This is a genomic window from Pseudomonas sp. BF-R-19 (assembly GCF_019956445.1).
Taxonomy (GTDB): Bacteria; Pseudomonadota; Gammaproteobacteria; order Pseudomonadales; family Pseudomonadaceae; genus Aquipseudomonas; species Aquipseudomonas fluorescens_BH.
In genome coordinates this window covers 17,110-39,834 of the sequence record NZ_JAHBDN010000063.1, presented here as the reverse complement: position 1 = coordinate 39,834, position 22,725 = coordinate 17,110, and the positions used below count along the sequence as shown (strand labels likewise).

Sequence of the window (22,725 nt, the reverse complement as noted above, 5' to 3'; positions counted from 1 at the left end):
GTTTGGTGTTTCAGGCCGCAGCGCTCACTGCTACGCCTTTTTCCCCCGCCGCAACGTCATGCAGGGAAATCCTTGAAGTTTCCGGCAATGCCAGCCCGCCCGCCAGCGCGAGCAATGCAATCGCGATCAGATAGAACGCCGGCGACAAGTTGCTGCCGGTCGTGCTGATCAACCACGTCGCCACCAGCGGTGCGGTGCCGCCGAAAAGGGTATATGCCATGTTGTAGGTGATAGCCGAGGCGGTGTATCGAGTACGGGTAGGGAAGGTTTCCGAGAGCAAGGCCGCGGTGACCACGCCACACAACACCGCGCCAATCGCCAGGAGCATGACGCCGATGATGGACGCGACGAACGAGCCGGAGCTGGCCATCAGGAACGATGGATACACCACCACAATCAACAGCGCGCAAGCCGTCATCACCGTGATTCGACGCCCGACCCGGTCCGAATACAGCCCGGCCAGCGGGCAGATCGCTGCAGCGAATAGCAATGCAATCAGTGACACCAGCAACGCTGTTGCGCGACTCAGGCCACCGGCGACTTGCAAGTAGGTCGCGAAATAGGTGGTGAACATATAAAACGAGAGTGCCGTGAGTGACACAAAAGCACCCAGGCAACAGATCGCCGCACCATGATTGCGCAAGGTTTCCTTGAGCGGGGAATGGGCGACTGCGTGTTCCTCGGTCACCGCCTGGAATGCCGGAGTCTCATCGAGCTTCCAGCGCAAGTAAAGACCCACCAGGCCCAGCGGCGCGGCAATCAGGAACGGCAGGCGCCAACCCCAGCTACCCATAGCTTCGGCCGACAATGAAGCCTCGAGTGCGTAGGCCACCACGGCTGCCGCGGCGAAGGCGGAAAATGTCGACACCGGAATGAAGCTGCCGTACCAGGCGCGTTTATCACTCGGTGCATGCTCCATCAGGTAGGCACAGGCACCAGCGTATTCTCCCCCGGCGGAAAAGCCTTGGGCGCAACGGATCAGGGACAGAAGAATCGGCGCCATGACCCCGATTGCCGCATAGGTGGGCAGCAGACCGATCAAGGTCGTCGCACCGGCCATCAGCAGAATCGTCATCGCAAGGGTTCGCTTGCGGCCGATCCTGTCCCCCAGCATGCCGAAGAAAATCCCGCCAAGGGGTCGAAACGCGAAGGCCACGGCGAATACCGCAAAGGTCTTGAGCAGCGCGGCACTGGCATCGCCGCTGGGGAAAAATTGCTGGGCGATGGTCGTGGCCAAAAAACCGTAGACGGCGAAGTCGAACCACTCGACGAAATTGCCGATGCCGGCGGCCACAATCACTTTTCTCAGCGTTGCTGGGCTGACTTGTTCTGTCGTTGCGCTTGTCATGCTTGACCTCGGCAGTTCGTGAGTATGCTATCGATTATCGGGGCAGGCACAGCGGCGGTTCACTTCAAAAGTGTCACCCACATAGTCAGTACCGACTTCATGCCGTTGAATCAGGCATGATTCGCGCCAGATTGGCCGGTAGTCGCGGGTTGCCAAGGGCGCTATTGACCCAGGGTGAAGAAAGGGCGGTGTTGTTCTCGAGTTTGTAAGGCGCTGACGGTATTGTCGATCGTCGGGATCAGATCGATTTAAAGGGATGAAGATGACATTGACAGTCGAAAGCCTGGTCAGGATCGCAATGGCCAATCCAGTAAACGCAGAAATTTCCACTCGCTTGCCTGAGCTCGGTTTGAACCAATGCCTGCTCACGGCCGGTTGCTTGTTCCAGGCCGTGTGGAATCACCAGTCACAGCTCCCGCCAGAGTGGGGAGTGAAGGACTACGACGTCTTTTACTTCGATGAGGATCTGTCCTGGGAAGCAGAGAATGAGGTCATCCATTGCGCTCAGCATCTGTTCCAGGACCTCGACGTGAACGTCGAAATGAAGAATCAGGCTCGCGTTCACCTGTGGTACAGCCAGCGGTTTGGCGGGGATTATCCTCAGCTTCAGTCGGCTAAGGACGGGGTTGATCGCTACCTGATTGCCGGCACCTGCATTGGATTGGATGTTGAAACTGGCGAGGTCTATGCGCCCAACGGCCTGGCCGACACAGAGCACGGGCTACTTCGAATCAATCCAAAGAATCCCAGACCAGACCTGTTCGATCAGAAGGCGAAAAGTTATCAGGCTCGCTGGCCCTGGCTCAGGATTGTAGAGCCCCCACTGTCAGTAGTGCCACGACTCTGAGAAGAGTGAAGAGATCAAAAAACCATGACATGGCTGTTACCGGACGTGGGGGCATATCCGGATTTGCAAGCTAACGCTCAAGAAACACAAACTTGATCGTCTGGCGATACCGTTCAGTTTTTCTTCTTGATCAGTTTATTAATGTAGTACTTCAGGCTTAAACGATCTTTGGGCCTTGGTTTGTAGTGGGTTTTGTTTCTTTGTGCCGGATCGATCGCCATGGTTCCCGCGGTGTAGTAATAAAGCGCGATAGACCTGCGGGTGATGTGTTCCGGAGTCGTCAAAGGCTCCGGGTGCCCATGATTGCTGTCCTTGTCTGTGTTGAAAATGACGCAGCGATTATAAATGGGCAGGACTTTTTTAAGGCAGGTCTTCATGCCGACATCCCAAAGTTCCAGGTTGCCGCCGTACTCTTCTTGCCAGTCTTCATTCAGATAAATGATGATATTCAGTCTGCGCTCAACATTAAGTTTTTTGTTGAGCCTGAAGTCTGAGTGCACCCCCAGGAAACCACCGCTTTTCGTTTCATGCAGGCCGCCACCGGTAAAGTAGGGGTCGGGTATCAAACCTTCGATGCCTGTGAGCTTTTCAAGAAACTGCAACATGGGGGCCGAGTTAAAGGCGTTGAAAACAGTCTTCAAATAGGGGGGGCATTCGTTGGGACTGATTTGACGTTTTCGTTGACCTTTATAGCCGCGCTCGTAGAGCATTTCATTGTTGGTTGGCTCGACCGGGAAGTGCGAGCAGATGCTCGCAATCAGGTCTTCGTGCAAGAAGTTGTCGATGACTATGTGCGGAAATGGCGTAGCCTGAACATAGCGACTGGCCAACGAGGCACCAAGGGCGCTGGCGGCATTCTGGTCGAAATCAAGCTCCGGGGACAGGGTGATAGGTAGTGCTTGAGTGATGGGTGCCATTACCGCTCCAATAACTTGATATAAAGACTTGTGGGTGACTTCAAGCAGGGTTTGACTCACTGCTCGTTGCGCCTGTTCGTAGCTTAATTTTTTCTGTCGTCCTTGTTCAGACGCTTAAGGATATTGTTGTACATTTTGGTTCGTCTATGAGTTTTGTCATAGCCGCCAGCCGCTGCAACAGTGCCAGCCTGAATGTGATCCAGATAACTGAAGATTTTACGCGGTGATAACATTTCAACGGCATAGCCAAGCTCGGTCATGCGGTCCTGGAGAGTATAGCCAGGTACACGATCGTCCATCGAAAAATGCATGTTGTGCTGTTTGATAAGCTTGCTGTTCCACAATGTGCAGAAACTTTTCAAGTACACTTCTTTGTACGGTTTTGGTTCTCTGGAACGCAATCCCATGGAGATTTTCAGGCGTCTGAAATGGTGCTTGAATAGTCGTGAGCTAAAGCGCCAAAGAGTTCTCGCGGTGCCACGGTTTATTTGCTCGACACAACCGACGGCCACGACTTTTGGGTTCTTCAAGCATTTATTCAGCATCATCGGAAAAACGTTTTTATCAAAAACAAATGTGTCAGTGTGCATCAGGAATAAATAATCGGTATCAATTCGTTCCAGAACCAGGTCAAGTGCTTTGCCATGCGCGATATGGCCTGCTTCTGGCTCGGAAACAGAACGCTCGATTAAATTGATCCAGTCAAGCGTTCGTAAGTACTCAGTGCTTTCATCGGCGGAATAGTTGTCAACTACCCATACCGGGACGCTGTTGCTGCCAAAATGCTGGTGCAATAAGTCCAGGCATATCTTGGTGATTTCTGGTGTTTTGTAATTTACTATAACTATGCTGAAGGCTTTGGAGCTTTCGGCCAGTAAATCAGGGTTGTTCATTGTTCATGTGCTCAATGTTGTTATACTTAATTGTGGAAATAATTTAACCTGTATACAGCTTTTGCTTGTTTTTCGCGCAAAATCTTGCGTGACTATAGAGCACAATTCGTTAAGTCGCTTTGTCATGCATTATAACCATGGCTTACTCAGACCTGATGGAGAGCAGTAGAAGCGGACTTCATCGTATAAGGATCTGCTCTATAGGTAAACATTTTGACTTGATTCGTTACATCCGGAGGCTGGTCAGGCGAGCGTCTTGGGACGGTGTGAACCGAGCTTGCGTAAGGCATTCAGGTGATTTGTTACGTCATACGGTGTGCCGGCACCTGCAGAGCCTTCCCGAACAAGGAGTCACGTGCTGCGTACATGTGCCGGTTGAGCGTGTGTGAGTGCGTGGCTGGGCCAGAAAGCTGAAACGGGGGCGAGTAAGATTGTCGTCTGGTTTTGTGATGGGTTGCGGGGACACTTTCTCCATTGGTTCAAAGCAAATACAGGGCAGCAGTGGACCACAACCAGCCGATGCCGAGGGTGAAAAGCAGGTAGAAAACCAAAAACATCAAAGGGTGATGCCACATGGCACTAACCTCCCAAAACCCGCTGGTTTTACATTGTTGCCTGGTAAATTGGGTACCGAGAAACCCATGAAGTGGAATCAGCAATAATCAAGCCATTTGGGTAAAGGAAGCCTGGCTACCAGCCCCGGGCCTCCAGCACTGCGAAATGCCTCCTTCAGACGAAAACCGACACTCAATCCCCCCCAATAAAAGTGAGATTCCCCCACATGTGGGGGCGTGCGTTCGGATGCCACCCAGGGGGAGCCTGAGTCCCAAGCCAGTGCCAGGGGCGATTCACCGCCTGTTTGCAGCGTTATGCACTGAGTGTGCACCAGAGGAATCTGGTTCAATGTTCCAAGCTGATATCATTCAAGAACGTACAAACCGAGTAGAAAAACATGAATCGTCGTAAAAAACTAAATCAGATACTAAAGGCTAACGCCAAGAAGGCTAGTGCCAAATTGGCACCGAAAAGCAAGTCAAAATACATTAGCAAGGCTGACCGATTGAAGCTGGCTGCTGAATCAAGTGACGACTCAATCATGTCCTCTGAAAGCTGAGTTATTCAGCTTCAGCACCACCGGAATCTACAGTTTGACAGGGCTATACATTCCGATGGCACTTACCGCGAAGACGCGGCCTGACACTACATTCAAGCCGAAGCCGCCTGGCGGCGCTGAATCGAACCCGGGGCCTAGCGAATGCCGGTGCCCGCCATGGTCTCTGGCACCCACTGCGCCGTCGATAGCGGCTCGATGTAGCGGATGCCCCCATGAGGGCCTACCACGCCATTGATGTTGTAGGTGCCTCGCGACAGGTCGTACGTCATGAAAGGGGTCGCGTCCGGGACCTGCTGGTCATAGCTCTGGCTGAAGAACGCGAAGGAACCACGGTACAGCTGGCCACTGGTGTCGTACTGATCGGAGGCCACCGCTGCCCAGGTGTCTTCATCCAGGTAAAAGCGGCGCTTCTGGTAGATGTGCTTTGCACCGGGCTTGAGGTTGCCCTCCACGACGTAGACCCGGTGTTTTTCCCAGCGTACGAAGTCCGGGGCGATGAAATTGGGGGTGGTCAGCGATTTGGCGTCGCGAGCGTAGGTGAGTTTGTAAGTGTTGTAGGGCACGATCATTTCCTGCTTGCCCACCAGCGTCCAGTCGTACAGCTCGAGTGCACGGGCGGTACCGGGATTGGGTGTGTCGTAGGCCAGGATCGAAATCTGTTTGACGCGGCGTTGGGCAGGCATGTATTGCCAGGCGCGGCCAGGAAACTGTGCCGGGTTGGTGGCGTTCTTGAGCATGATCGACTCGCCGGCTCGGCGCGCAGGTCCGGTATAGGACAGTTTCAACTGATAATAAATGTCGGAGCTGTTGATCGGCTTCGACATGTTCTCGTAAATCGGGAAGGAGACAAATGCCTCACCGGTGACCGCCAGGCTCGGTACGCCCGCCGTGTCGACGCTCCAGGAGTCGTACTTGGAATGAATGTTGACGCCCTGGTAGCGCAGCAGGAAATTCCACATCGCTTCGGCGCCCGATTGCGGGATCGGGAACGGCACCCCGGGCATCACATTGTCGATGGCGATCCCGCCATTGAGGGAGCGGGCAGCGGTGGCATTCCTGCGGCTGTTGTCCAGTACCGCCTGCGGGAGCGATGCCGTGCGGTGGGTCGGATACACGTCGATGCGAAAGCCCGGGTAACGCCTGGCCAACGCTACAGTGGTGGCCGTCAGCATGCCTTTGTACGAATCGACGTTCTTGCCGTTGATCACCAGCAGCGGTTTTTCGTGGGCAAAGGGGTCCGGACGCATGCTGTCGCCAGCCTTGAAGCTGGACGGTGCAGTGGTCAGGCCACCGCTGTAGGGCGGAATGGAACCATCGGCATTACCGGCCTTTTCGGCACCCACCCACGTCAGGCTGGTGCCCAACCGGGCGGCTTCCTGACTCGATACATAGGCTTGTGCATCGATGGCCAGCGCCATGAGGGGTACGGCAGCCAGAAGACTTTTCACGAATTTCATATTGTTATTCTCCTGCCTGGCGTACCAGGCAACTCGTGACTCAGGCGGAGCAGTCGCTTACGCCAGCTCGATCGCCAGAGACTTTTTCAGTGCTGCCATTAAATAGCCCCAGAATCAGGGGCGCTTTTCATTTGACGACAGTCCCTTGGCTATTCATGACAGGCCCAGGCGCGCCTGAGGGGCGACGAGTTTTCGGTGCTGGCTCCCGAGGCGCCGCTGGACCTGCTGCGCGAAATGGTGGCAGGGCAGGCCCAGGGTTATCATTTCGCCAAGCCGATGGGGTTGGAGGCGCTATTGGCGAGTTCACTGCTCGATCACTGGGGGTTCACCACTGTCCGCTACCTGGAGAGTCCAATGTCGCCCATCATCACGCGCCTGCTAGCGCTGCTGATTCTTTGCCTGGCGCTTGAAGTGCCGGCCCAGACCAACGACTGCCCGGCTGGCGAGAAGCCGGTGTGCCTGGATGGCTGCATCTGCCTGCCGGACGTGGTGCCTGATGGCATCGACCAGATCGCGGCGCCTGGGCTGGCGCTGTGGCTGACCCAAGCTCGTGCTGAAGCAGCCAACGCCGGCATCCAACCCATTCCACCGCACATCCGCGAGCAGCTACTGCACTGGTACGCCCCCAGCGTCCTCGATGCCGCGCGCTACAAAATCAGCGACAACGGCCAATTCAACGCCGCCACCGCCATGCTGCAAAACCCCGATGTCGGTGCCGTGACGCTGATCGACATCATCCTGTTCCGGGACGCGCAATCCGCAGAACAGGACATCGCGCTCTGGGCTCACGAACTCAAACATGTGCAGCAGTATCAGGAGTGGGGGGTGCTGGGATTTGCCCAACGGTATACACAGGATTTCAATGCCGTGGAGGCGCCGGCTTATGCCATACAGGCTGAGGTCAGACGCTCGCTGCGGGCAGGGACTTACTGAAGGGCAGAGTACTTCCCCTTCATTCGGATCTTCCTTGATGGATCGTTGAGAAATGCAACGTGAGACACCACAGCACCAGGGCAGTCGCACTGATCAAGGCGCCCAGCAGGCTGACTGCAATCCAGCCCCATAGTGCATAAACCTGCGTCGCGGCTGCGGCTCCCAGTGCACTGCCCACCGAGTAAAAGCACATGTAGGCGCCGACCATGCGACTTTGGGCGTCGGGGCGTGCCGCAAAAACCAGGCTCTGGTTGGTGACGTGTACGGCTTGTACGGCGAAGTCGAGCAAGATCACTCCGCAAACCAGCGCGATCAGTGATGTCTGCGCAAACGCGATGGGCAGCCAGGACAGCGTCAGGATCACCAGCGAAATGCCGGTTACGCGTTGTCCCAAGCCCTGGTCGGCCCAGCGACCGGATCTTCTTGCGGCAAGGGCACCGGCGACGCCGGCCAGGCCAAACAGGCCGATGGCCGTGTGTGAAAGCGAAAGCGCAGGAGCGCTCAACGGCAGCACCATGGAAGTCCAGAGCACGGAAAAAGCGGCAAAGATCAGTAAGGCCAGCAGACCCCTGATCCGCAAGACCGGTTCGGTCATGAACAGCGTGAAGAGTGACCGGATGAGTGCCGGGTAGGTGTATCGATTGCGTAGAGTCTCTGCGGGAGGAAGCACTTTCCAGAACACCGCCGCGAGGCTCAGCATCAATCCCGAGGAAACGAAGTACACGGCGCGCCAGCCCGCCAGATCTGCGATCAGCCCAGAGGTAAACCGCGCCAGAAGTATGCCCAGGACAATGCCGCTGGTTACGGTTCCCACGGCCTGGCCACGTTGTGACGGCGTTGCCAGCGCGGCGGTGCAGGCCACCAGCACTTGAACCATCACTGCCAGCAAACCCACAGCGATCATGGCTCCCAACAGGGTCAACCATTGCTGTGCGGCGCCGACTCCCGCCAGGGCAATCGCAGACAGCAGCATTTGCGTCAGAATCAGCCCTTTACGGTTCAACAAGTCGCCCAGAGGTACGATGAACAGCAGCCCCAGCGCGTAACCGACTTGAGTCGCAGTCACCACAAACCCGATCATTGATGGGGCAACATCAAGGCTCCGGGCCATTGAATCGAGCAAGGGTTGTGCGAAGTAAACGTTGGCGACGGCAAGCGCGCAGGTGACAGAAAACAGAAACGTGAGTTGCGCAGAAAGCCCCGAAGCCTGCGCGGCGAAAGGAAGGGTGGCTGAATCGGTATCTGCTTTCATGTGAGCCTCCGTGGCGCTAAACTGGTTTCAATTAGCAACTGGATTCAATTGTTATCGAATCAGGTTTCATATTGCAACCACATTGCTCAAGGCCAGACGACTGACCTGGCAGTCCTTATCCAAAAGGTAAACACGATGGTCGCAGATCCTTCACCGCAAGGCAGCGAATGCCCGGTAGCACGAACATTGGAAGCCATTGGGGATCGTTGGTCGCTCATGATCATTCGCGACGCGTTCGACGGCATTCGCCGATTCAGTGAATTTCAGAAAAGCCTGGGGGTGGCGAAGAACATTCTGGCTTCGCGCTTGAAGACGTTGGTTGAGGTTGGAGTGTTCGACGTTCAGCCTGCGTCGGATGGAAGTGCCTACAAGGAATACGTCCTGACGGAAAAAGGACGGGAGATCTTTCCAGTGGTGGTCAGTATGAGGCAGTGGGGCGAACGGTTCCTGTTCACGCGGGAAGAGACCCGTTCGGTGTTGCTGGACAATGAGTACGGCCAGTCCCTGATGCCGATTGAAGTTCGCTCCTTGCGCGGTCAAAAACTTGGACCGTCCGACTGCCACCGAGTGAGGGTGGCTGCCGACGAGTCGTGAATCGAACGGATGTAAGGCGAGTCAGTCGAGCAGCGTCACCAGCCGCGGTTCGATTGACTGCCCAACCACTTCAAGCAACGCCAATGTGACAGGCAATTTGAAGCGTCGGCGCCCGGCGCTGCCCGGATTCAGGAACAGCCGTTCTCCACGCCAGTCGATGCACGGCTTGTGCGAGTGTCCGGTGATCACCAGCTTGATACGGCTATCAAGATTGGCCGCCACATCGGCGATGTCATGCACCAGCAGAACCCCCCAGCCGTTGAGCTCCAGGCGCAGGCAATCGGGTAGCTCGCTCGCCCAGGGTGCGTCCAGGTCATTGTTGCCACACACCGCGTCCACTGGCGCGATTGCGGCCAATTGGTCGAGGACCTGCGCGCTACCGATGTCGCCCGCGTGAAGGATGCGATCACAGCCTTGCAGGGCGGCAATCGCTTCGGGGCGGAGCAAGCCGTGGGTGTCGGAGATGACGCCGATTTTCATCGCGGGCGGCTCGAGCAGCATTCAGGTTGCAGAAAATCGGCAAGTAACGCGTTCAAACGGATGTCTCCCGCGCTGAGCTTTGTTGAACGAAGCGGTCGATCAACCACCTCGCAGCCGGCCCCGGTGGCAGATCCGTGCGGTAAATGACGTCGAAGGCGTAAATGCCGCTCTTGTATTCCGGGATGTTCAGTTGCACGAGTCGGCCGCTCTCCAGGTCTTCCTGGACCATCGGGGCTGGCATGTTCCCCCAACCGATGCCTTCACGCAGCAGCATGTGCTTGGCGCCCAGGTCCGCCAGGCGCCAGGTGCGGTTACTCAGTACGGCGAAATCCTTGTCTTTGGTCAGGACCGAGCGATCGGACAGCACCAGTTGAGTGAACTCGCGCCCGGCACCCGGAACATTGGAGTCGCTTGAGGCCAGAGGATGATTCGGCGCTGCCACTGGAATCAACTCGACACAGCCGACACCCATTCTTTCGATACCGTCGATGCCCTCGTTCATGGGGCCGCTGACGCCGATGATTGCGCCGCGGTTGACCACCCGTTCAGTGACCGCGCCGAGGGCTTCCATATGCAAGTGCAGGGCAACGGTCGGGAACTCTTCGCGAAAGGATTTGAGTGCATCCACCACGCGCTCGGGGGGCAACATCACATCGAGCACCACGTGAACTTCGGCTTCGAGCCCCTGAAGCAAGCCCTTCACTTTGGCGCGTAAGCCATGAACACCGTTGGCAATGGTCCTGGCTTCGGCCAGTACGGTGCGGCCGGCATCGGTGAGTTGGGGTTTGCGGGTCGTCTGGCGGTCGAACAGCGACACACCGAGCTGCATTTCAAGATTGGCGATCGAGTAGCTGACAACCGAAGTGGCGCGATGAAGTTTTCTGGCGGCCGCTGCAAAACTGCCGACTTCCACGACCGTCAGGAACACCCGCAGTTGGTCCAGAGTCGGTGTTCCCGGGTCAGAGATCATGCCTGTTTCCTTGAATCAGGCGTCGCTTGGCAAATTGCACGATTGAATTCCTTTACCGGTGATGTGGGTTTGCTTTTCTAGTTTATCGAATCTAATGATCTAAATTAGTCAGCTATTCAGGTTAGCTGACGAAGAGCAACATTTCCTCACCAGGGCGGTTCCTGTCGAATCGCACCCAATTGAAGGAAATACCCCATGACGACTTCTGCAAACATTGCTCAAACAACCACCTCTGAACAGAGCCGTTCCGATGTGACCCAAGCCTCGGCTTCGTTGATCGGCCGCGTACTGCTCAGCGCCATCTTCATCCTTTCCGGTTTTTCGAAACTCGCCGCTCCGGCCATGATGGTCGGCTACATCAGCTCTGTCGGGCTTCCGCTTCCTCAATTGGCACTGGCGGTGGCGATCATTGTAGAAATCGGCGGCGGCCTGGCATTGATCGCCGGTTACCGCACCCGCACCGTTGCCGCCGTACTGGCCGTGTTCAGCGTGTTCACCGCGCTGGCGTTCCATAACGCACTGGGCGATCAGAACCAGTTCATCCACTTCTTCAAGAACATCGCGATGGCCGGTGGCCTGTTGCAGGTCGTGGCTTTCGGTGCCGGTCGCTTCAGCCTCGACGCCCGCCGTCGTTGATACCCCCGCGCTGCGCAGGGCCAGCTCTCTCGCAGCGCAATGTTTTCCATGCAGCGGCCGGTGGCGTGGGCAGCATGGCCGTGCAGATTGCCAAGTACCTGGGCGCTGAAGTCTACGCAACGGCTTCTGCACACCATCATGCCTACCTGAAGGAAATCGGAGCGGACTACACCATCGACTACACCACCCAGGCTTTCGAGGAACTGGTGTCCGGCCTCGATGTGGTACTGGATCTGGTGGGTGGCGAAACACAAACCCGTTCGTTTGCGGTACTGAAACGAAACGGTGTGCTGGTATCGCCGGTGAGTGCTCCAAACATGTCGCTGTCGAACGACTACGGCGTGACGCCCGCCAACTTTGCCACCCGCTCGGATGGCCGGCAGCTCTCGCTCATCGCCGAGCTGTTCGACAAAGGACACCTCACCGTCGACGTTGAGGCATACCCCCTGAGTGAGGCGAAAGTGGCGATCGGCAAAAGCATGGGGCGCCACTTACGGGGCCGGATTGTCCTCGATACCACGAGGTAAGTGGTTGCCAGTGATTGTCCGTAGAGTTGGGCGTCGATACTGGAGACGCCCATCAGCCGCTGTGTTGTGTTGCGACCGTTACTCGTGTACCCGATCTACAGCTCGCCTCACCTGGCTCAACAGGTGATCGACATCCTCGGCAGTGGTGGCGAACGAGGTGACGAAGCGAACGACATTCGGTCCCCAGCGATCATGGTAGAACCCGAAGCCAGCCTTTAGCAGCGCTTCGATTATTGCCGAGTCCAGCCGACAGAACAGGATATTCGCCTCGGTGCCGCCGAGCACGTCAACGCCGCTCAAGCCTGCAAGTCCCTGGGCCAGGCGCTGGGCGGCAGCGTTGGCCTTGCGTGCATTGCGCAGCCAGAGATCGTCGGTCAGGTACGCATCGATCTGCGCCGACAGGAAACGCATCTTGGAAAACAGATGGCCAGCACGCTTGCGCCGGTAACTCATTTCGGTGGCGAGCGAGGTGTTGAACAGGACGATGGCTTCCGCCGCCAGTACGCCGTTCTTGGTGGCACCGAACGACAGGGCATCCACGCCGGCCTTCCACGTCATCTCGGCCGGGGAACAGCCAAGCGACACCAGGGCGTTGGCAAAGCGCGACCCATCCATATGCAATCCCAGGGAAGAGGACTTGCAGACGTCGCCAATGGCCGCGATTTCATCCAGGGTGTAGATGCTGCCGACTTCGGTGGCCTGGGTGATGCTGACGCAGGCGGGCTGGGTCGTGTGCACGTCGCCGACTTTGTCGCGAGTCCGCTCGCGCAGACGAACGATATCCAGCTTGGCCGCCGGGCCGTCGACGGTCATCAGCTTCGCGCCGTTGGAAAAGAACTCCGGCGCGCCGCATTCATCGTTGTTGATATGACTGGCCGGATGACAGTAGATATTGCCCCAGGGTGGCGTCATCGTGCTCAGGCACAAGCCGTTGGCGGCAGTGCCGGTGGGCACAAGAAAGACTTCCACGTCACGCTCGAAGATCTCGCAGAACTTGCGTTTGACCTGCGCCGTCAGCTCGTCGGTGCCATAGGGACTTGCCTGGTCCGTGCTGTGTTTGACGAGGGCTTGTGCCACCTCCGGCGATGCACCGGCGATGTTGTCACTTGAAAAACCCAGCGCGGGCGGTCTGTTTGTTTCAACGTTCATCATCCAGTTCTCGGCTGCGCAGGCGAAGGTGTTTCGCCCGGATTGGCGCATCCTATGGAGAGGGAAGGTTGTTGCGCTTGTAAAAAATTGACGGTCGCCTGATGGCCGACGCCCTATGTCCTGTAGCGCGAGGGCGCGACGCCGAATGCCTGTCGAAAGGCGCGGTTGAAATGGCTTTGATCGTAAAAGCCGACGGCGTGGGCGACATCGACGATGGGTTGCGCGCTGCGTGATAGCAGGCCACAGGCCCGTTCGAGACGCAGGCGAAGCAACCATGCGTGCGGCGTCATGCCGATGGTCCGCTTGAACTGCTTGAGGAACGGGAAGCGGCCCAACCCGCACAGGCCAGCGAGATCATCGAGGGTGATTCGCTGATCGATGTGGCTGAAACAATAGTCCCTGACGCGAGACCATTGCAGGGGCGATAGCGTGCCGGTAATCGTTTCGGGCCTGGTCACCCGTGACTGGCTCAACAGGTGTTCAAGGAGGGTGATCCATTGCGTCTGCACCGCCAAGGTGCCCGGCCCAACGGCCTGCTGCATCGCGTCGTGCAACCCGCGCAGGTTGCCGGCAAGCCCCGCGTCTTCCAGCAACACACCGGTCAACTCAAGCTCTCTCGGTTGACCGCTGATCTCCTCGGTCAGACTCGCGACCAGCGCCTGTGACAGACGGAATGTCTTGAGCGTATAAGCGTCGCCGCCCTCGGGCACACCATCGTGGATTTCACCCGGCGGCATCAGGGCAATCCTTCCCGGACCTAAAAGAAACGACTCGCCTTTGGATCGATGACGCTGGACGCCTTCGGTGACCAAACCAACGTGGAAATCGAGGTGGTAATGGCGATCGAAACCGCTGTCTACAAAGCGTGCGGACCCCAGCACCAGGCCTGGTACTTCGGACACGTGATGGTACTTGGCATGCTCAGTCATGAAACCCGTTCAACAATCGGCGAGGAGGGCGAGGCACCCAAAGTTTAGGTCCGCAAGCGGTATAGATCCATGGGTTTCCAGCAATTGGCCTGAGGTTGGATATGTTTGCTCATTCCTCGTACAGCTGGATGAGTGCAATCCAATTCTGCCGACTACTCAATCAATCGGACCCCCCCTACTGTTTCAGGTGTCGGGCCGTGAGGCTCGTCGACTTTTCCACCCAGTCACCCTTCATAGGTAAACGACCATGTCAGACACCCGAAAAATCATTGCCGTCGTCGGCGCAACAGGTCATCAGGGCGGTGCCGTTGTGCGTGCGTTGCAGGCAAACGGTCAATTCAAGGTCCGTGCGTTGACGCGTAATCCGGCCGAACATCCGCAGTTGGCGGACGAGGTCGTGCTGGCGGATCTGGCTCGTCCGCAAACACTGAAAACCGCGTTTGCCGGCGCACACGGAGTTTTTCTGGTCACCAATTTCTGGGAGCCGGGTACGGACGAGCACACCCAGGCGCTCGCGGCCGTTCACGCGGCGAAAGCGGCCGGCGTTCAGCACTTCATCTGGTCGACGCTACCGAATGTGGAGGCGATCAGCCAAGGCAAGCTCGATGTCCCGCATTTCACCGACAAGGCAAAGATCGACCGAATCGTGAGCGAGACCGGATTTGCGCACCACACCTTCGTGATCGCACCGTTCTTCTATCAGAATCTGCTGGGTGTAATGGCGCCGCAGCAGCAAGCAGACGGGACGGTGGGATGGGCGCTGCCGCTCGATCCGCGGCAGCGTGTCATTCACATGGGTGACATCACCGAACTCGGCCCCGTCGTGGCAGGTGCATTCGCGCAGCCTGAACTGGCCGGGAACGGCGAATACTTGCCGATGGTGGGCGACTTCCTGAGCTTCAACGAGGTCATCACCGAGTTGAATCGCCTGGGACACAAGGTCTCGTTCAAGCATATCCCGTCAGAAATTTTTGCCGGCTGGTTCCCGGGGGCCCAGGAGATAGCGCAGATGCTCGCCTACTTTGAGGCCCACACTTATCTGGGGGCCGATTCGCGCGAGGCCATTGCGCTGGCCAACAAGGTCGCCGGCGTAGAACCGACGAAGTTCGCCGCGTGGGCTCGGGAAAACTTTGCGATCCCGGCCATCGCCTGATGCATCGACTGCCGCTCGCTACGGGTGCACCTCTGGTGCGTCCGACGCATTCAACTTCTCGATCACCAGGTCGATGAAGGCCGATACCGCGAGTGGCAGCTGCCGGCGGCTCGGATACAGCACGTTCAAGCCGTAGCCTTTGGGCTGGTATTGCGGCAATACCGGAACGAGCACGCCGGCCTGAACGTCGAGCCTGGCCATCACCGGTGGCAGTAGCGCGATGCCGAGGCCGGCCACGGCGGCCCTGCGCAGTGCCTGTGCGGTATTGCCACTGAAGCGCCCGCTGACTTGCACTTCCTCCTCACCCTGCGGACCGAACAAGCGCCACGTGGCGTGGCCGCCGGGTTGCGCTGAGATCACACAATCGTGGTTTACCAGGTCCTGCAACGTGCGGGGTGAGCCGTGCGCGGCAATGTAGGCGGGGCTTGCGACCATTCCGACGCTGCGCGGGTCAAGGATCTGACGGCCGACAAAACCGGAATCGCGCAAGGCGCCGCCGCGAAACGCGACATCGATCTGCTCTGCGATCAAGTCGGCCTTCGCATCGCTGAGTATGAAGTCGAGCCTCACGCGTGGATACGCGGCGAGAAATTCGCTCACCCACGCCATCTGGAAGAAATCGAAGAAATCCGCTGGTGCCGCTACACGCACCAGGCCGCTGGGCTCGTTGCTGCCCGTCACCAATGCCTGTCCGGCTTCGAGCAGGCCATCGACAGCACCTGCGCAGCGCTCATGGAAGTCCTGGCCGGCACTGGTGAGCGTGAGCTTGCGGGTGGAGCGTTGCAGCAGCCGAGTGCCGAGGTGTGCTTCGAGCTGTTGGATGCGGCGACTCACGGTATTGGGCGGCATGCCCAGGCGTCGTGCCGCCTGCGCAAAGCTGCCGCAGCGGACTACCTGCACAAACATCGCGATGTCATTAAGGTCGAGCATGGCCGGTCATTCCTGACGTTAGTGGATGAGTGCAATCCAATTGTATCGACTAATCAAGTAATCGGTCCCGCTCTATTGTTTGAGGTATCGGGCCGCGAGGCTTTCCACTTCGAGTGATCATGATGAACCTTATGCAACCGCCTCACATCGCGATGGACCCCGGCTCTGCACGCGAAACCGCAACTCACCGCGCAATCAGCTATCGCACCACAGGCAGCGGGCATGGCTCGATTGTCCGATTGATGAGTCCTTCGGACCTTGGCCACCTGATCAAGCCGTTCGTTTTTCTGGATCTGTTTGAAAGTGAGAGCTCATTCATCAACGGCATGCCCTTGCACCCGCACTCGGGCATCGCCACCGTCACGGTGATTACCGAAGGCAATTTGCGTTTCGAGGATGCTGGTTCGGGTACCGGGATGATTGACTACGGCGGTGTTGAATGGATGCGCGCGGGAGGCGGAGTCTGGCACGGCAAGGAAATGTCGGTCGGTACATCGAAGCGGATTCAGGGTTTTCAACTGTGGGTTGCACTACCACCGGCGTTGGAAAACGCCAGTGTCGATAGCCAATACCTGGAGTCAAGCGTGATGCCTGAAGTGGGGCCGGCGCGGTTGATACTCGGCTCGTACCAGGGTGTCCAGAGCCCGGTCCGTGCTCCTGCCGGGATGAATTACCTGCTGGTCACGCTACGTGCCGGGGAATCCTGGACCTATGTTCCACCCAATGGGCACGAGTCGTTGTGGTTGAGTGTCAGCCGTGGCGCTTTGTCCGCACCTGGCCTGATCAACGCAGGAGAAATGGCCATCTTCGAACCAGGCAATGGCGCCGTCTCGCTCAAAGCCCTGCACAAAGATACGGTCTTCGTGATCGGTTCAGCCGCACCGCATCCCTATGATCTGGCACTGGGAAATTACTCGGTGCACACCAACCCGCAAGCCTTGCGTGCGGGAGAGACGAAAATTGCCGAGATTGGCATTCGCTTGCGGGAGTACCTGAAAAAGCCCAACGGGTCAGTCAGCGTACCGGTTTTCGGATAACCCATGGACCATGGTGGCGCGCCTTCCGGGTCAGGATTGCGCGCCTGTGCCACTTCGCAGTCGCCGCCCCTAGCTTTGTGGCACCACCCGCGCTTCGTTTCCGGCACCTTCTACATACACGTTCATGCCTTTTCTCAGCGCCGGGTTGATCGGCTGGGTCACTTGAACCAGTACGCCGCTCTGGGTGCGAACGATGATCTGCTGTGCGTCCACGGGCTGATCATATTTTTTCTTTTCGACGTAGTTGCCGCCTGCCGCACCAGCCAGCGCACCGGCGACCATCGCCACATCCCGGCCGGTACCCTGGCCGATCAGACTTCCCAGGGCCAGACCGCCAATACCCCCCATTATGGCGCCGACACCGCTATCGTGATTGGTCTGCATCTGGGTCTGTGTAATCTGCTCGATTTTCCCCGAGCGAATTTCCATCTCGCCAGCGCCTCCGCTCCCGGCGCCCACCGCGGCACAGCCGCCAAGCACCAGAGCAAAAAGCGTAATCGTCAGCCAGGAAGCGATTGTTTTCATCGTCGAACTCCATTTTCAGAGGAAGTGGGTCATGCACACGCATTCAATGACGTTAGACGAAAAAGTCCGGTGCATGCGCTTGTTTGCCTGCGCACTGCGCGTGAGGTTGGTGAATCAGTACGACAGGCGCGGATAAGCGGGTTTCACGCGCTGCTGACACAGCGTTTCAGTAAACAGGATTCTCTGGATTTCGCGTTCATCCCACTGGGCCGGCCAGGTGCAGTCATGGACATCAGGCGCAGACGGCTACCCCAAAGACGCCACGCTATTGAGCAAGGTCTTGACCAGTTGCGCCTGGCGCGTGGCGCCAGTCTTGGCGAACACACCGCGCAAGTGGGCGCGCACGGTGTTGCGCGAAACCCCGAGCGCTTCGGCCGTCTCATCGAGGGTCTGGCCGTCCATGACCAGCATGGCCACTTCGGTTTCCGTGCGGGTCAGTTGGAACAGGCTGCGCAGCAGATCGCGCGAGGCTTGGGGCGAGTCGGCGGGATCGCGGATGAACACCACCACTGCCGGGCGTCGGGCTCTGTTGTGGGTCTGGTAGTTCATGGCAATCGGGCGCAGCAGCAGGTTCAGAGGCATCTCGCCGCTGGGCCGCGACAGGGTCAGGACTTGCAGGTCGTCGAGGCCGCGCGGGCGCTGTTTCAACACCGCCTGGATGGCCTGCTGCAGTGTGCGGTTCTCATGGCCGGCGAAGGCACAGAGCTTGTCGTACTTGCACTCCAGGCCGTCATGGCTGTCGAACAGGCGCTGGGCGGCACGGTTGCAGCGCATCATCCGGCCGTTCTCGTCGAGGATGGCCGTGCCCACCATCAGGCGGTCGATGGTGGCCGCGTAGAGCTGGCGTTCGGCATCCAGTTGATCCACCGCCGAGTGCAGGTCCACTGCCTGTTGCAGGTGCGGCAACAACAGGCGGATCAGGTCGATCTGCGCCGGGGTGAACGCTTCGCTGGCGTGGTCGCGGCAGGCGAACAGCGCGCAGTGCATGCCGGCGGTGGTGCGCATGTTGGCCACCAGCACATCGCGCAGGTCCAGAGGATGCAGGTAGTTGCGGTAGAAATCATGGGCCAGCCACGCTTCTGTGCCCAGCACCTGGTCGGCACTGGCCACCTGGTCTGCGGGCCAGTCGAGGAACGGGCAGATCGAATAGAAGTGCTCGCTGTAGGAGGGCTCGCCGGGCAACAGCGCGCCATGCACCGAGGCATTGACGATCAGCCCGGGGCGTTCATGGTCGGGATTGCGCAGCACCAGGGTGACGAAGCTGGCGGCGAAGCGCTGGCGCAAGGCTTCCAGCAAGCTGGCCCAGGGTGTGGGCTCCAGCGTGCCGTGGTAGACCAGCCCGAGCAGGCTGCTGAGCTCGGCAGAGGGGATGTCGATGCTGGCGTGCAGGTCCGGGCAGGTGGAAAAGGGCAGGGTCATGCGCGCCTCTTTGGCTGCGTGTTGTCATGGGCGAGTATCGACCGGGGTCACGACGGCAAAATCGTCCGTTTGGCCTAGGCACTGACGGGCGCAGCGCAAACCCGAGGGGCAAGGCTGCGCCCGGTAGCCGTTACAGCGCCAGCAGGGCTTCGACTATGCGTTCGGCGGCGGCCTCGGCAGACTCGTGCTGGGTGTCGATATGGATATCCGGCGCCACCGGCGGTTCGTAGGGCGAGTCGATGCCGGTGAAGTTCTTCAGCTCACCGCGCCGGGCTTTGAGGTACAGGCCCTTGGGGTCGCGCTGCTCGGCCAGGGCCAGCGGCGCATCGATGAAGATCTCGAGGAAGTTGCCGTCGCCGGCCAGGCTGCGGGCCATGTCACGCTCGGCACGGAACGGCGAGATGAACGAGACCAGGGTGATCAGCCCGGCATCGAGCATCAGCCTGGCCACCTCCGAGACCCGGCGGATGTTTTCCACCCGGTCGGCTTCGGTGAAGCCCAGGTCGCGGTTCAGGCCGTGGCGCACGTTGTCGCCGTCGAGCAGGTAGGTGTGCCGGCCCAGGGCATGCAGCTTGCGTTCGACCAGGTTGGCGATGGTCGACTTGCCCGCGCCGGACAAACCGGTAAACCACAGCACCCGCGGCGACTGGCCCTTGAGCGCGGCGTGGGCTTCGCGGTTGACGTCGATGGCCTGCCAGTGCACGTTCTGCGCACGGCGCAAGGCGAAGTGCAGCATGCCGGCACTGACCGTGCGATTGCTCAGGCGGTCGATGACGATAAAGCCTCCGGTATCGCGGTTGTCGGTATAGGCATCGAAGGCGATCGGCCGGTCCAGGTGCAGGTTGCACACGCCAATGCCGTTCAGTTCCAGGGTCTTGGCCGCGAGATGCTCGAGGCTATTCACATCAATCCGGTGCTTGAGGTTGGCGCAGCTCATGCCGACGGTGCGACAACCGATCTTCATCAAGTAAGGACGCCCGGGCAACATCGGCTCTTCGTCCATCCACACCAGCGTCGCCTCGAACTGGTCGGCCACTGCCGGTGGTGCGTCGGCCAGAGCAATCAAGTCGCCACGGCTGATATCGATGTCATCCTTGAGAACGAGGGTGACAGCCTGGTTGCACAGGGCTTGTTGCTGTTCCCCGGCACTACCGAAGATCGCGGTGACCTCACTCTGTTGCCCTGATGGCAGCACCCGAATGCGGTCACCCACGTTGACGCTGCCTGCGACAACGTTGCCGCAGTAGCCACGAAAATCCAGATTGGGACGGTTTACCCACTGTACGGGCAGGCGGAACGCTGCCTCGACTTGTCGAGCCTGCTCCAGAGGGACGTTCTCCAGATGCTGGAGCAGGGTCGGCCCCTGATACCAGGGGGTGTTCGCACTGGCTTCGAGCATGTTGTCGCCACGTAGCGCAGAGAGCGGGATGCACTGGATGTCATGCAGGCCGATCTGCGTGGCGAACGCGCGATACTCGGTTTCAATGCGTTCGAACACCGCTTGTGAAAAGCCCACCAGGTCCAGCTTGTTGATGGCGACAACGACCTTGCGAATGCCCAGCAGCGACACCAGGTAACTGTGCCGACGGGTCTGGGTCAGCAAGCCCTGGCGAGCATCGATGAGGATCACCGCGAGGTCCGCGGTCGAGGCGCCAGTGACCATGTTGCGGGTGTACTGTTCGTGGCCGGGGGTGTCGGCGACGATGAACTTGCGCTTGTCGGTGGCAAAAAAACGGTAAGCCACATCGATGGTGATGCCTTGCTCGCGCTCGGCGCTCAGGCCGTCGACCAGCAGGGCGAAATCCAGTTCGTCGCCCTGGGTGCCGAGTTTTTTCGAGTCGGCCTCGAGCTGGCCAAGCTGGTCCTCGAACAATGCCTTGGATTCATACAGCAGGCGGCCGATCAAGGTGCTCTTGCCGTCGTCGACACTGCCACAGGTGATGAAGCGCAGCAGCTGCTTGTTCTGCTGTTGTTGCAGGTAGGGCGTCAAGTCGCCATTGCGTGCATCGGTGATCGCGTTCATCAGAAATACCCCTCTTGTTTCTTCTTCTCCATGGAGCCGGCCGAATCGCTGTCGATCAGGCGGCCCTGGCGTTCCGAGGTGCGGCTGACCAGCATCTCGCTGATGATCGCCGGCAAGTTGTCGGCGTCACTGTCGATGGCGCCGGTCAACGGGTAGCAGCCCAGGGTGCGGAAGCGCACCTTGCGCAGTTCCGGGGTTTCTCCGGGCAGCAGCGGCAGGCGTTCGTCGTCGACCATGATCAGCGTGCCGTCACGGCGCACCACCGGGCGCTCCTTGGCGAAGTACAACGGCACGATGGGGATCTGTTCCAGGTAGATGTATTGCCAGATATCCAGCTCGGTCCAGTTCGATAGCGGGAACACCCGCAGGCTTTCACCCTTGCGCTTGCGGGTGTTGTACAGGCGCCAGAGCTCCGGGCGCTGCTGCTTGGGGTCCCAGCGGTGCTGCTCGGAGCGCAGGGAAAACACCCGCTCCTTGGCCCGCGACTTTTCTTCGTCGCGCCGGGCGCCGCCGAAGGCTGCATCGAAACCGTAGTGGTCCAAGGCCTGCTTCAGGCCCTGGGTCTTCCACACATCGGTGTGCAAGGCCGAGCCGTGGATGAAGGGGTCGATGGCCTTTTCCGCGCCTTCGGGGTTGATGTGCACCAGCAGTTCCAGGCCCAGGCGCTCGGCGGTCTGGTCGCGAAAGGCGATCATTTCGCGAAACTTCCAGGTGGTGTCCACGTGCAGCAGGGGGAAGGGCGGCTTGCCCGGGGCGAATGCCTTCATCGCCAGGTGCAGCATGACCGCGCTGTCCTTGCCGATGGAGTAGAGCATCACCGGGTTTTCACACTCGGCCACCACTTCGCGGATGATCTGGATGCTTTCCGCTTCCAGCCATTGCAGATGAGTCAACATCGGATACCTCCTCGTGTTCTGCCGGGATTGGCGCCGGCTGAACACCACGGTAGGTAAAGCACCGCCGGCGCTTCTTCGTCTGCTCGGACGAAGAGGCGCCGGCAGTTGAAGGTCACGCGACGGACGCGTACAGCGTCTCGGCACGGATCTTGAGGGCGTGGGCAACGGCATCGAACCCTTGTTTGACCCAAGCGCCATGATCGGTCATGACCTGGTCGGCGGTGGCGCCGAGGAACTGGTCGGTGGTGTGGTAGCGGCAACTGGCCGCGCCGGTGTGCTCGATGTGCTGCTCGCGACGGGCAGCGTCGGGATTGTCGGCGTTGGCATACATCTCCCAGGCGAGCAGCCGGTGGGGCTCGAAGTCCGCCAGGTACTCGATCACGTGCAGCAGTTCACCCGGGCGCCCCGGATTGGGCAGGTAGAGGTTGACCGGTTCGCCCAATCGCAAGCTGGACTCGATCTTGACGGTGTAGGGGTTCCACTGCGGATAACGCATCAGGTCGATCAGTACCGACCAGACAAATTCGGCCGGTGCGGCGATGTCCACGGTCACTGAACGGACCAGGTTTTTCTCTGCGGTCATGGGTAACTCCTCTGAGGATGACTCCGCGCCACGAAACTGCGGTGGGGAGTAAGCCAAGGGCTCAGGCGCGATCCTCGCCGCTCACGGTGGACGGCTCCTCGTCCGTGCGGACT

At 59.0% G+C, this 22,725-nt stretch carries 22 protein-coding genes and 1 pseudogene; 8 read left to right on the top strand and 15 right to left on the bottom strand.

Features of this window, described 5'->3' with window-relative positions; all coding sequences use genetic code 11:
- Nucleotides 1-10: 10 nt before the first annotated feature.
- Nucleotides 11-1,348 carry an MFS transporter gene (locus KGB28_RS18550; RefSeq protein WP_223446932.1) on the bottom strand — a complete coding sequence of 446 codons (1,338 nt, stop codon included), beginning with the start codon at nt 1,346-1,348 and terminating at the stop codon, nt 11-13.
- Between the two features lie 262 nt (nt 1,349-1,610).
- Between KGB28_RS18550 and KGB28_RS18545 the strand changes: the two genes are divergently transcribed.
- Complete coding sequence (locus KGB28_RS18545) at nt 1,611-2,195, top strand: nucleotidyltransferase family protein (protein WP_223446958.1); 585 nt, start codon at nt 1,611-1,613, stop codon at nt 2,193-2,195.
- A gap of 113 nt (nt 2,196-2,308) precedes the next feature.
- Here KGB28_RS18545 and KGB28_RS18540 read toward each other — a convergent pair whose 3' ends face one another.
- Both KGB28_RS18540 and KGB28_RS18535 read right to left on the bottom strand, forming a co-directional pair.
- Nucleotides 2,309-3,112: a 2OG-Fe(II) oxygenase gene (locus KGB28_RS18540; protein WP_150723882.1), complete on the bottom strand. Its 804-nt coding sequence runs from the start codon at nt 3,110-3,112 to the stop codon at nt 2,309-2,311.
- 83 nt (nt 3,113-3,195) lie between these two features.
- On the bottom strand, nt 3,196-4,005 hold the full coding sequence (locus KGB28_RS18535; RefSeq protein WP_223446930.1) for a glycosyltransferase: 810 nt from the start codon (nt 4,003-4,005) through the stop codon (nt 3,196-3,198).
- A gap of 952 nt (nt 4,006-4,957) precedes the next feature.
- Between KGB28_RS18535 and KGB28_RS18530 the strand changes: the two genes are divergently transcribed.
- A complete protein-coding gene (locus KGB28_RS18530) occupies nt 4,958-5,119 on the top strand; it encodes a DUF2986 domain-containing protein (protein WP_150723880.1) in 162 nt (53 codons plus the stop codon).
- A 134-nt stretch (nt 5,120-5,253) separates the two neighbouring features.
- On the opposite strand, the gene KGB28_RS18525 is transcribed toward KGB28_RS18530, so the two are convergent.
- Nucleotides 5,254-6,576, bottom strand: coding sequence for a DUF1329 domain-containing protein (locus KGB28_RS18525; RefSeq protein WP_223446928.1), 1,323 nt, complete (start codon nt 6,574-6,576; stop codon nt 5,254-5,256).
- A 354-nt stretch (nt 6,577-6,930) separates the two neighbouring features.
- Here KGB28_RS18525 and KGB28_RS18520 point away from each other — a divergent pair, with 354 nt between their 5' ends.
- Complete coding sequence (locus tag KGB28_RS18520) at nt 6,931-7,509, top strand: DUF4157 domain-containing protein (protein ID WP_223446956.1); 579 nt, start codon at nt 6,931-6,933, stop codon at nt 7,507-7,509.
- A 19-nt stretch (nt 7,510-7,528) separates the two neighbouring features.
- Here the strand turns inward: KGB28_RS18520 and KGB28_RS18515 are convergent, their stop codons facing one another.
- Nucleotides 7,529-8,761 carry an MFS transporter gene (locus KGB28_RS18515; RefSeq protein ID WP_223446926.1) on the bottom strand — a complete coding sequence of 411 codons (1,233 nt, stop codon included), beginning with the start codon at nt 8,759-8,761 and terminating at the stop codon, nt 7,529-7,531.
- A 135-nt stretch (nt 8,762-8,896) separates the two neighbouring features.
- Here KGB28_RS18515 and KGB28_RS18510 point away from each other — a divergent pair, with 135 nt between their 5' ends.
- Entirely contained in the window at nt 8,897-9,355 is a 459-nt protein-coding gene (locus KGB28_RS18510; RefSeq protein WP_223446925.1) for a winged helix-turn-helix transcriptional regulator, read from the top strand.
- 21 nt (nt 9,356-9,376) lie between these two features.
- Here the strand turns inward: KGB28_RS18510 and KGB28_RS18505 are convergent, their stop codons facing one another.
- On the bottom strand, nt 9,377-9,835 hold the full coding sequence (locus KGB28_RS18505) for a metallophosphoesterase family protein (RefSeq protein ID WP_223446923.1): 459 nt from the start codon (nt 9,833-9,835) through the stop codon (nt 9,377-9,379).
- Between the two features lie 52 nt (nt 9,836-9,887).
- Nucleotides 9,888-10,805 (bottom strand): LysR family transcriptional regulator, encoded by a 918-nt coding sequence (locus KGB28_RS18500; protein WP_223446921.1) that lies wholly within the window; start codon nt 10,803-10,805, stop codon nt 9,888-9,890.
- 195 nt (nt 10,806-11,000) lie between these two features.
- On the opposite strand from KGB28_RS18500, the gene KGB28_RS18495 reads away from it, so the two are divergent.
- Nucleotides 11,001-11,441: a DoxX family protein gene (locus KGB28_RS18495; RefSeq protein WP_223446919.1), complete on the top strand. Its 441-nt coding sequence runs from the start codon at nt 11,001-11,003 to the stop codon at nt 11,439-11,441.
- Between the two features lie 41 nt (nt 11,442-11,482).
- Nucleotides 11,483-11,968, top strand: a pseudogene (locus KGB28_RS18490) (zinc-binding dehydrogenase); the annotation flags it as partial.
- 78 nt (nt 11,969-12,046) lie between these two features.
- Here KGB28_RS18490 and KGB28_RS18485 read toward each other — a convergent pair.
- A complete protein-coding gene (locus tag KGB28_RS18485; protein ID WP_223446917.1) occupies nt 12,047-13,117 on the bottom strand; it encodes a threonine aldolase family protein in 1,071 nt (356 codons plus the stop codon).
- A 113-nt stretch (nt 13,118-13,230) separates the two neighbouring features.
- Complete coding sequence (locus KGB28_RS18480; RefSeq protein WP_223446915.1) at nt 13,231-14,046, bottom strand: AraC family transcriptional regulator; 816 nt, start codon at nt 14,044-14,046, stop codon at nt 13,231-13,233.
- 247 nt (nt 14,047-14,293) lie between these two features.
- Here KGB28_RS18480 and KGB28_RS18475 point away from each other — a divergent pair, with 247 nt between their 5' ends.
- Nucleotides 14,294-15,199 (top strand): NmrA/HSCARG family protein, encoded by a 906-nt coding sequence (locus tag KGB28_RS18475; RefSeq protein WP_223446913.1) that lies wholly within the window; start codon nt 14,294-14,296, stop codon nt 15,197-15,199.
- Between the two features lie 18 nt (nt 15,200-15,217).
- Here KGB28_RS18475 and KGB28_RS18470 read toward each other — a convergent pair whose 3' ends face one another.
- Nucleotides 15,218-16,129, bottom strand: a complete 912-nt coding sequence (locus tag KGB28_RS18470) for a LysR family transcriptional regulator (protein ID WP_223446911.1) — start codon at nt 16,127-16,129, stop codon at nt 15,218-15,220.
- A gap of 131 nt (nt 16,130-16,260) precedes the next feature.
- On the opposite strand from KGB28_RS18470, the gene KGB28_RS18465 reads away from it, so the two are divergent.
- Nucleotides 16,261-17,166 carry a pirin family protein gene (locus KGB28_RS18465; protein WP_223446909.1) on the top strand — a complete coding sequence of 302 codons (906 nt, stop codon included), beginning with the start codon at nt 16,261-16,263 and terminating at the stop codon, nt 17,164-17,166.
- A 69-nt stretch (nt 17,167-17,235) separates the two neighbouring features.
- Here KGB28_RS18465 and KGB28_RS18460 read toward each other — a convergent pair whose 3' ends face one another.
- The 5 genes from KGB28_RS18460 to KGB28_RS18440 form a co-directional block, all read right to left on the bottom strand.
- Nucleotides 17,236-17,691 carry a glycine zipper 2TM domain-containing protein gene (locus tag KGB28_RS18460; RefSeq protein ID WP_223446907.1) on the bottom strand — a complete coding sequence of 152 codons (456 nt, stop codon included), beginning with the start codon at nt 17,689-17,691 and terminating at the stop codon, nt 17,236-17,238.
- 246 nt (nt 17,692-17,937) lie between these two features.
- Nucleotides 17,938-19,110, bottom strand: coding sequence for a helix-turn-helix transcriptional regulator (locus KGB28_RS18455; RefSeq protein WP_223446905.1), 1,173 nt, complete (start codon nt 19,108-19,110; stop codon nt 17,938-17,940).
- A 130-nt stretch (nt 19,111-19,240) separates the two neighbouring features.
- Nucleotides 19,241-21,133 (bottom strand): sulfate adenylyltransferase subunit CysN, encoded by a 1,893-nt coding sequence (gene cysN / locus KGB28_RS18450; RefSeq protein WP_223446903.1) that lies wholly within the window; start codon nt 21,131-21,133, stop codon nt 19,241-19,243.
- Nucleotides 21,133-22,200, bottom strand: a complete 1,068-nt coding sequence (cysD, locus tag KGB28_RS18445; RefSeq protein ID WP_263296813.1) for a sulfate adenylyltransferase subunit CysD — start codon at nt 22,198-22,200, stop codon at nt 21,133-21,135. The genes cysN and cysD overlap by 1 nt, the downstream gene beginning before the upstream one ends.
- Nucleotides 22,142-22,612: an SRPBCC domain-containing protein gene (locus tag KGB28_RS18440; protein WP_223446901.1), complete on the bottom strand. Its 471-nt coding sequence runs from the start codon at nt 22,610-22,612 to the stop codon at nt 22,142-22,144. The genes cysD and KGB28_RS18440 overlap by 59 nt, the downstream gene beginning before the upstream one ends.
- Nucleotides 22,613-22,725 lie beyond the last annotated feature (113 nt).

Bases quoted from the DNA above. Each gene is read 5' to 3' on its own strand.
- KGB28_RS18550 (WP_223446932.1), bottom strand. From the start codon at position 1,348: ATGACAAGCGCAACGACAGAACAAGTCAGCCCAGCAACGCTGAGAAAA.
- KGB28_RS18545 (WP_223446958.1), top strand. From the start codon at position 1,611: ATGACATTGACAGTCGAAAGCCTGGTCAGGATCGCAATGGCCAATCCA.
- KGB28_RS18540 (WP_150723882.1), bottom strand. From the start codon at position 3,112: ATGGCACCCATCACTCAAGCACTACCTATCACCCTGTCCCCGGAGCTT.
- KGB28_RS18535 (WP_223446930.1), bottom strand. From the start codon at position 4,005: ATGAACAACCCTGATTTACTGGCCGAAAGCTCCAAAGCCTTCAGCATA.
- KGB28_RS18530 (WP_150723880.1), top strand. From the start codon at position 4,958: ATGAATCGTCGTAAAAAACTAAATCAGATACTAAAGGCTAACGCCAAG.
- KGB28_RS18525 (WP_223446928.1), bottom strand. From the start codon at position 6,576: ATGAAATTCGTGAAAAGTCTTCTGGCTGCCGTACCCCTCATGGCGCTG.
- KGB28_RS18520 (WP_223446956.1), top strand. From the start codon at position 6,931: ATGTCGCCCATCATCACGCGCCTGCTAGCGCTGCTGATTCTTTGCCTG.
- KGB28_RS18515 (WP_223446926.1), bottom strand. From the start codon at position 8,761: ATGAAAGCAGATACCGATTCAGCCACCCTTCCTTTCGCCGCGCAGGCT.
- KGB28_RS18510 (WP_223446925.1), top strand. From the start codon at position 8,897: ATGGTCGCAGATCCTTCACCGCAAGGCAGCGAATGCCCGGTAGCACGA.
- KGB28_RS18505 (WP_223446923.1), bottom strand. From the start codon at position 9,835: ATGAAAATCGGCGTCATCTCCGACACCCACGGCTTGCTCCGCCCCGAA.
- KGB28_RS18500 (WP_223446921.1), bottom strand. From the start codon at position 10,805: ATGATCTCTGACCCGGGAACACCGACTCTGGACCAACTGCGGGTGTTC.
- KGB28_RS18495 (WP_223446919.1), top strand. From the start codon at position 11,001: ATGACGACTTCTGCAAACATTGCTCAAACAACCACCTCTGAACAGAGC.
- KGB28_RS18485 (WP_223446917.1), bottom strand. From the start codon at position 13,117: ATGAACGTTGAAACAAACAGACCGCCCGCGCTGGGTTTTTCAAGTGAC.
- KGB28_RS18480 (WP_223446915.1), bottom strand. From the start codon at position 14,046: ATGACTGAGCATGCCAAGTACCATCACGTGTCCGAAGTACCAGGCCTG.
- KGB28_RS18475 (WP_223446913.1), top strand. From the start codon at position 14,294: ATGTCAGACACCCGAAAAATCATTGCCGTCGTCGGCGCAACAGGTCAT.
- KGB28_RS18470 (WP_223446911.1), bottom strand. From the start codon at position 16,129: ATGCTCGACCTTAATGACATCGCGATGTTTGTGCAGGTAGTCCGCTGC.
- KGB28_RS18465 (WP_223446909.1), top strand. From the start codon at position 16,261: ATGCAACCGCCTCACATCGCGATGGACCCCGGCTCTGCACGCGAAACC.
- KGB28_RS18460 (WP_223446907.1), bottom strand. From the start codon at position 17,691: ATGAAAACAATCGCTTCCTGGCTGACGATTACGCTTTTTGCTCTGGTG.
- KGB28_RS18455 (WP_223446905.1), bottom strand. From the start codon at position 19,110: ATGACCCTGCCCTTTTCCACCTGCCCGGACCTGCACGCCAGCATCGAC.
- cysN (WP_223446903.1), bottom strand. From the start codon at position 21,133: ATGAACGCGATCACCGATGCACGCAATGGCGACTTGACGCCCTACCTG.
- cysD (WP_263296813.1), bottom strand. From the start codon at position 22,200: ATGCCGTTGCCCACGCCCTCAAGATCCGTGCCGAGACGCTGTACGCGT.
- KGB28_RS18440 (WP_223446901.1), bottom strand. From the start codon at position 22,612: ATGACCGCAGAGAAAAACCTGGTCCGTTCAGTGACCGTGGACATCGCC.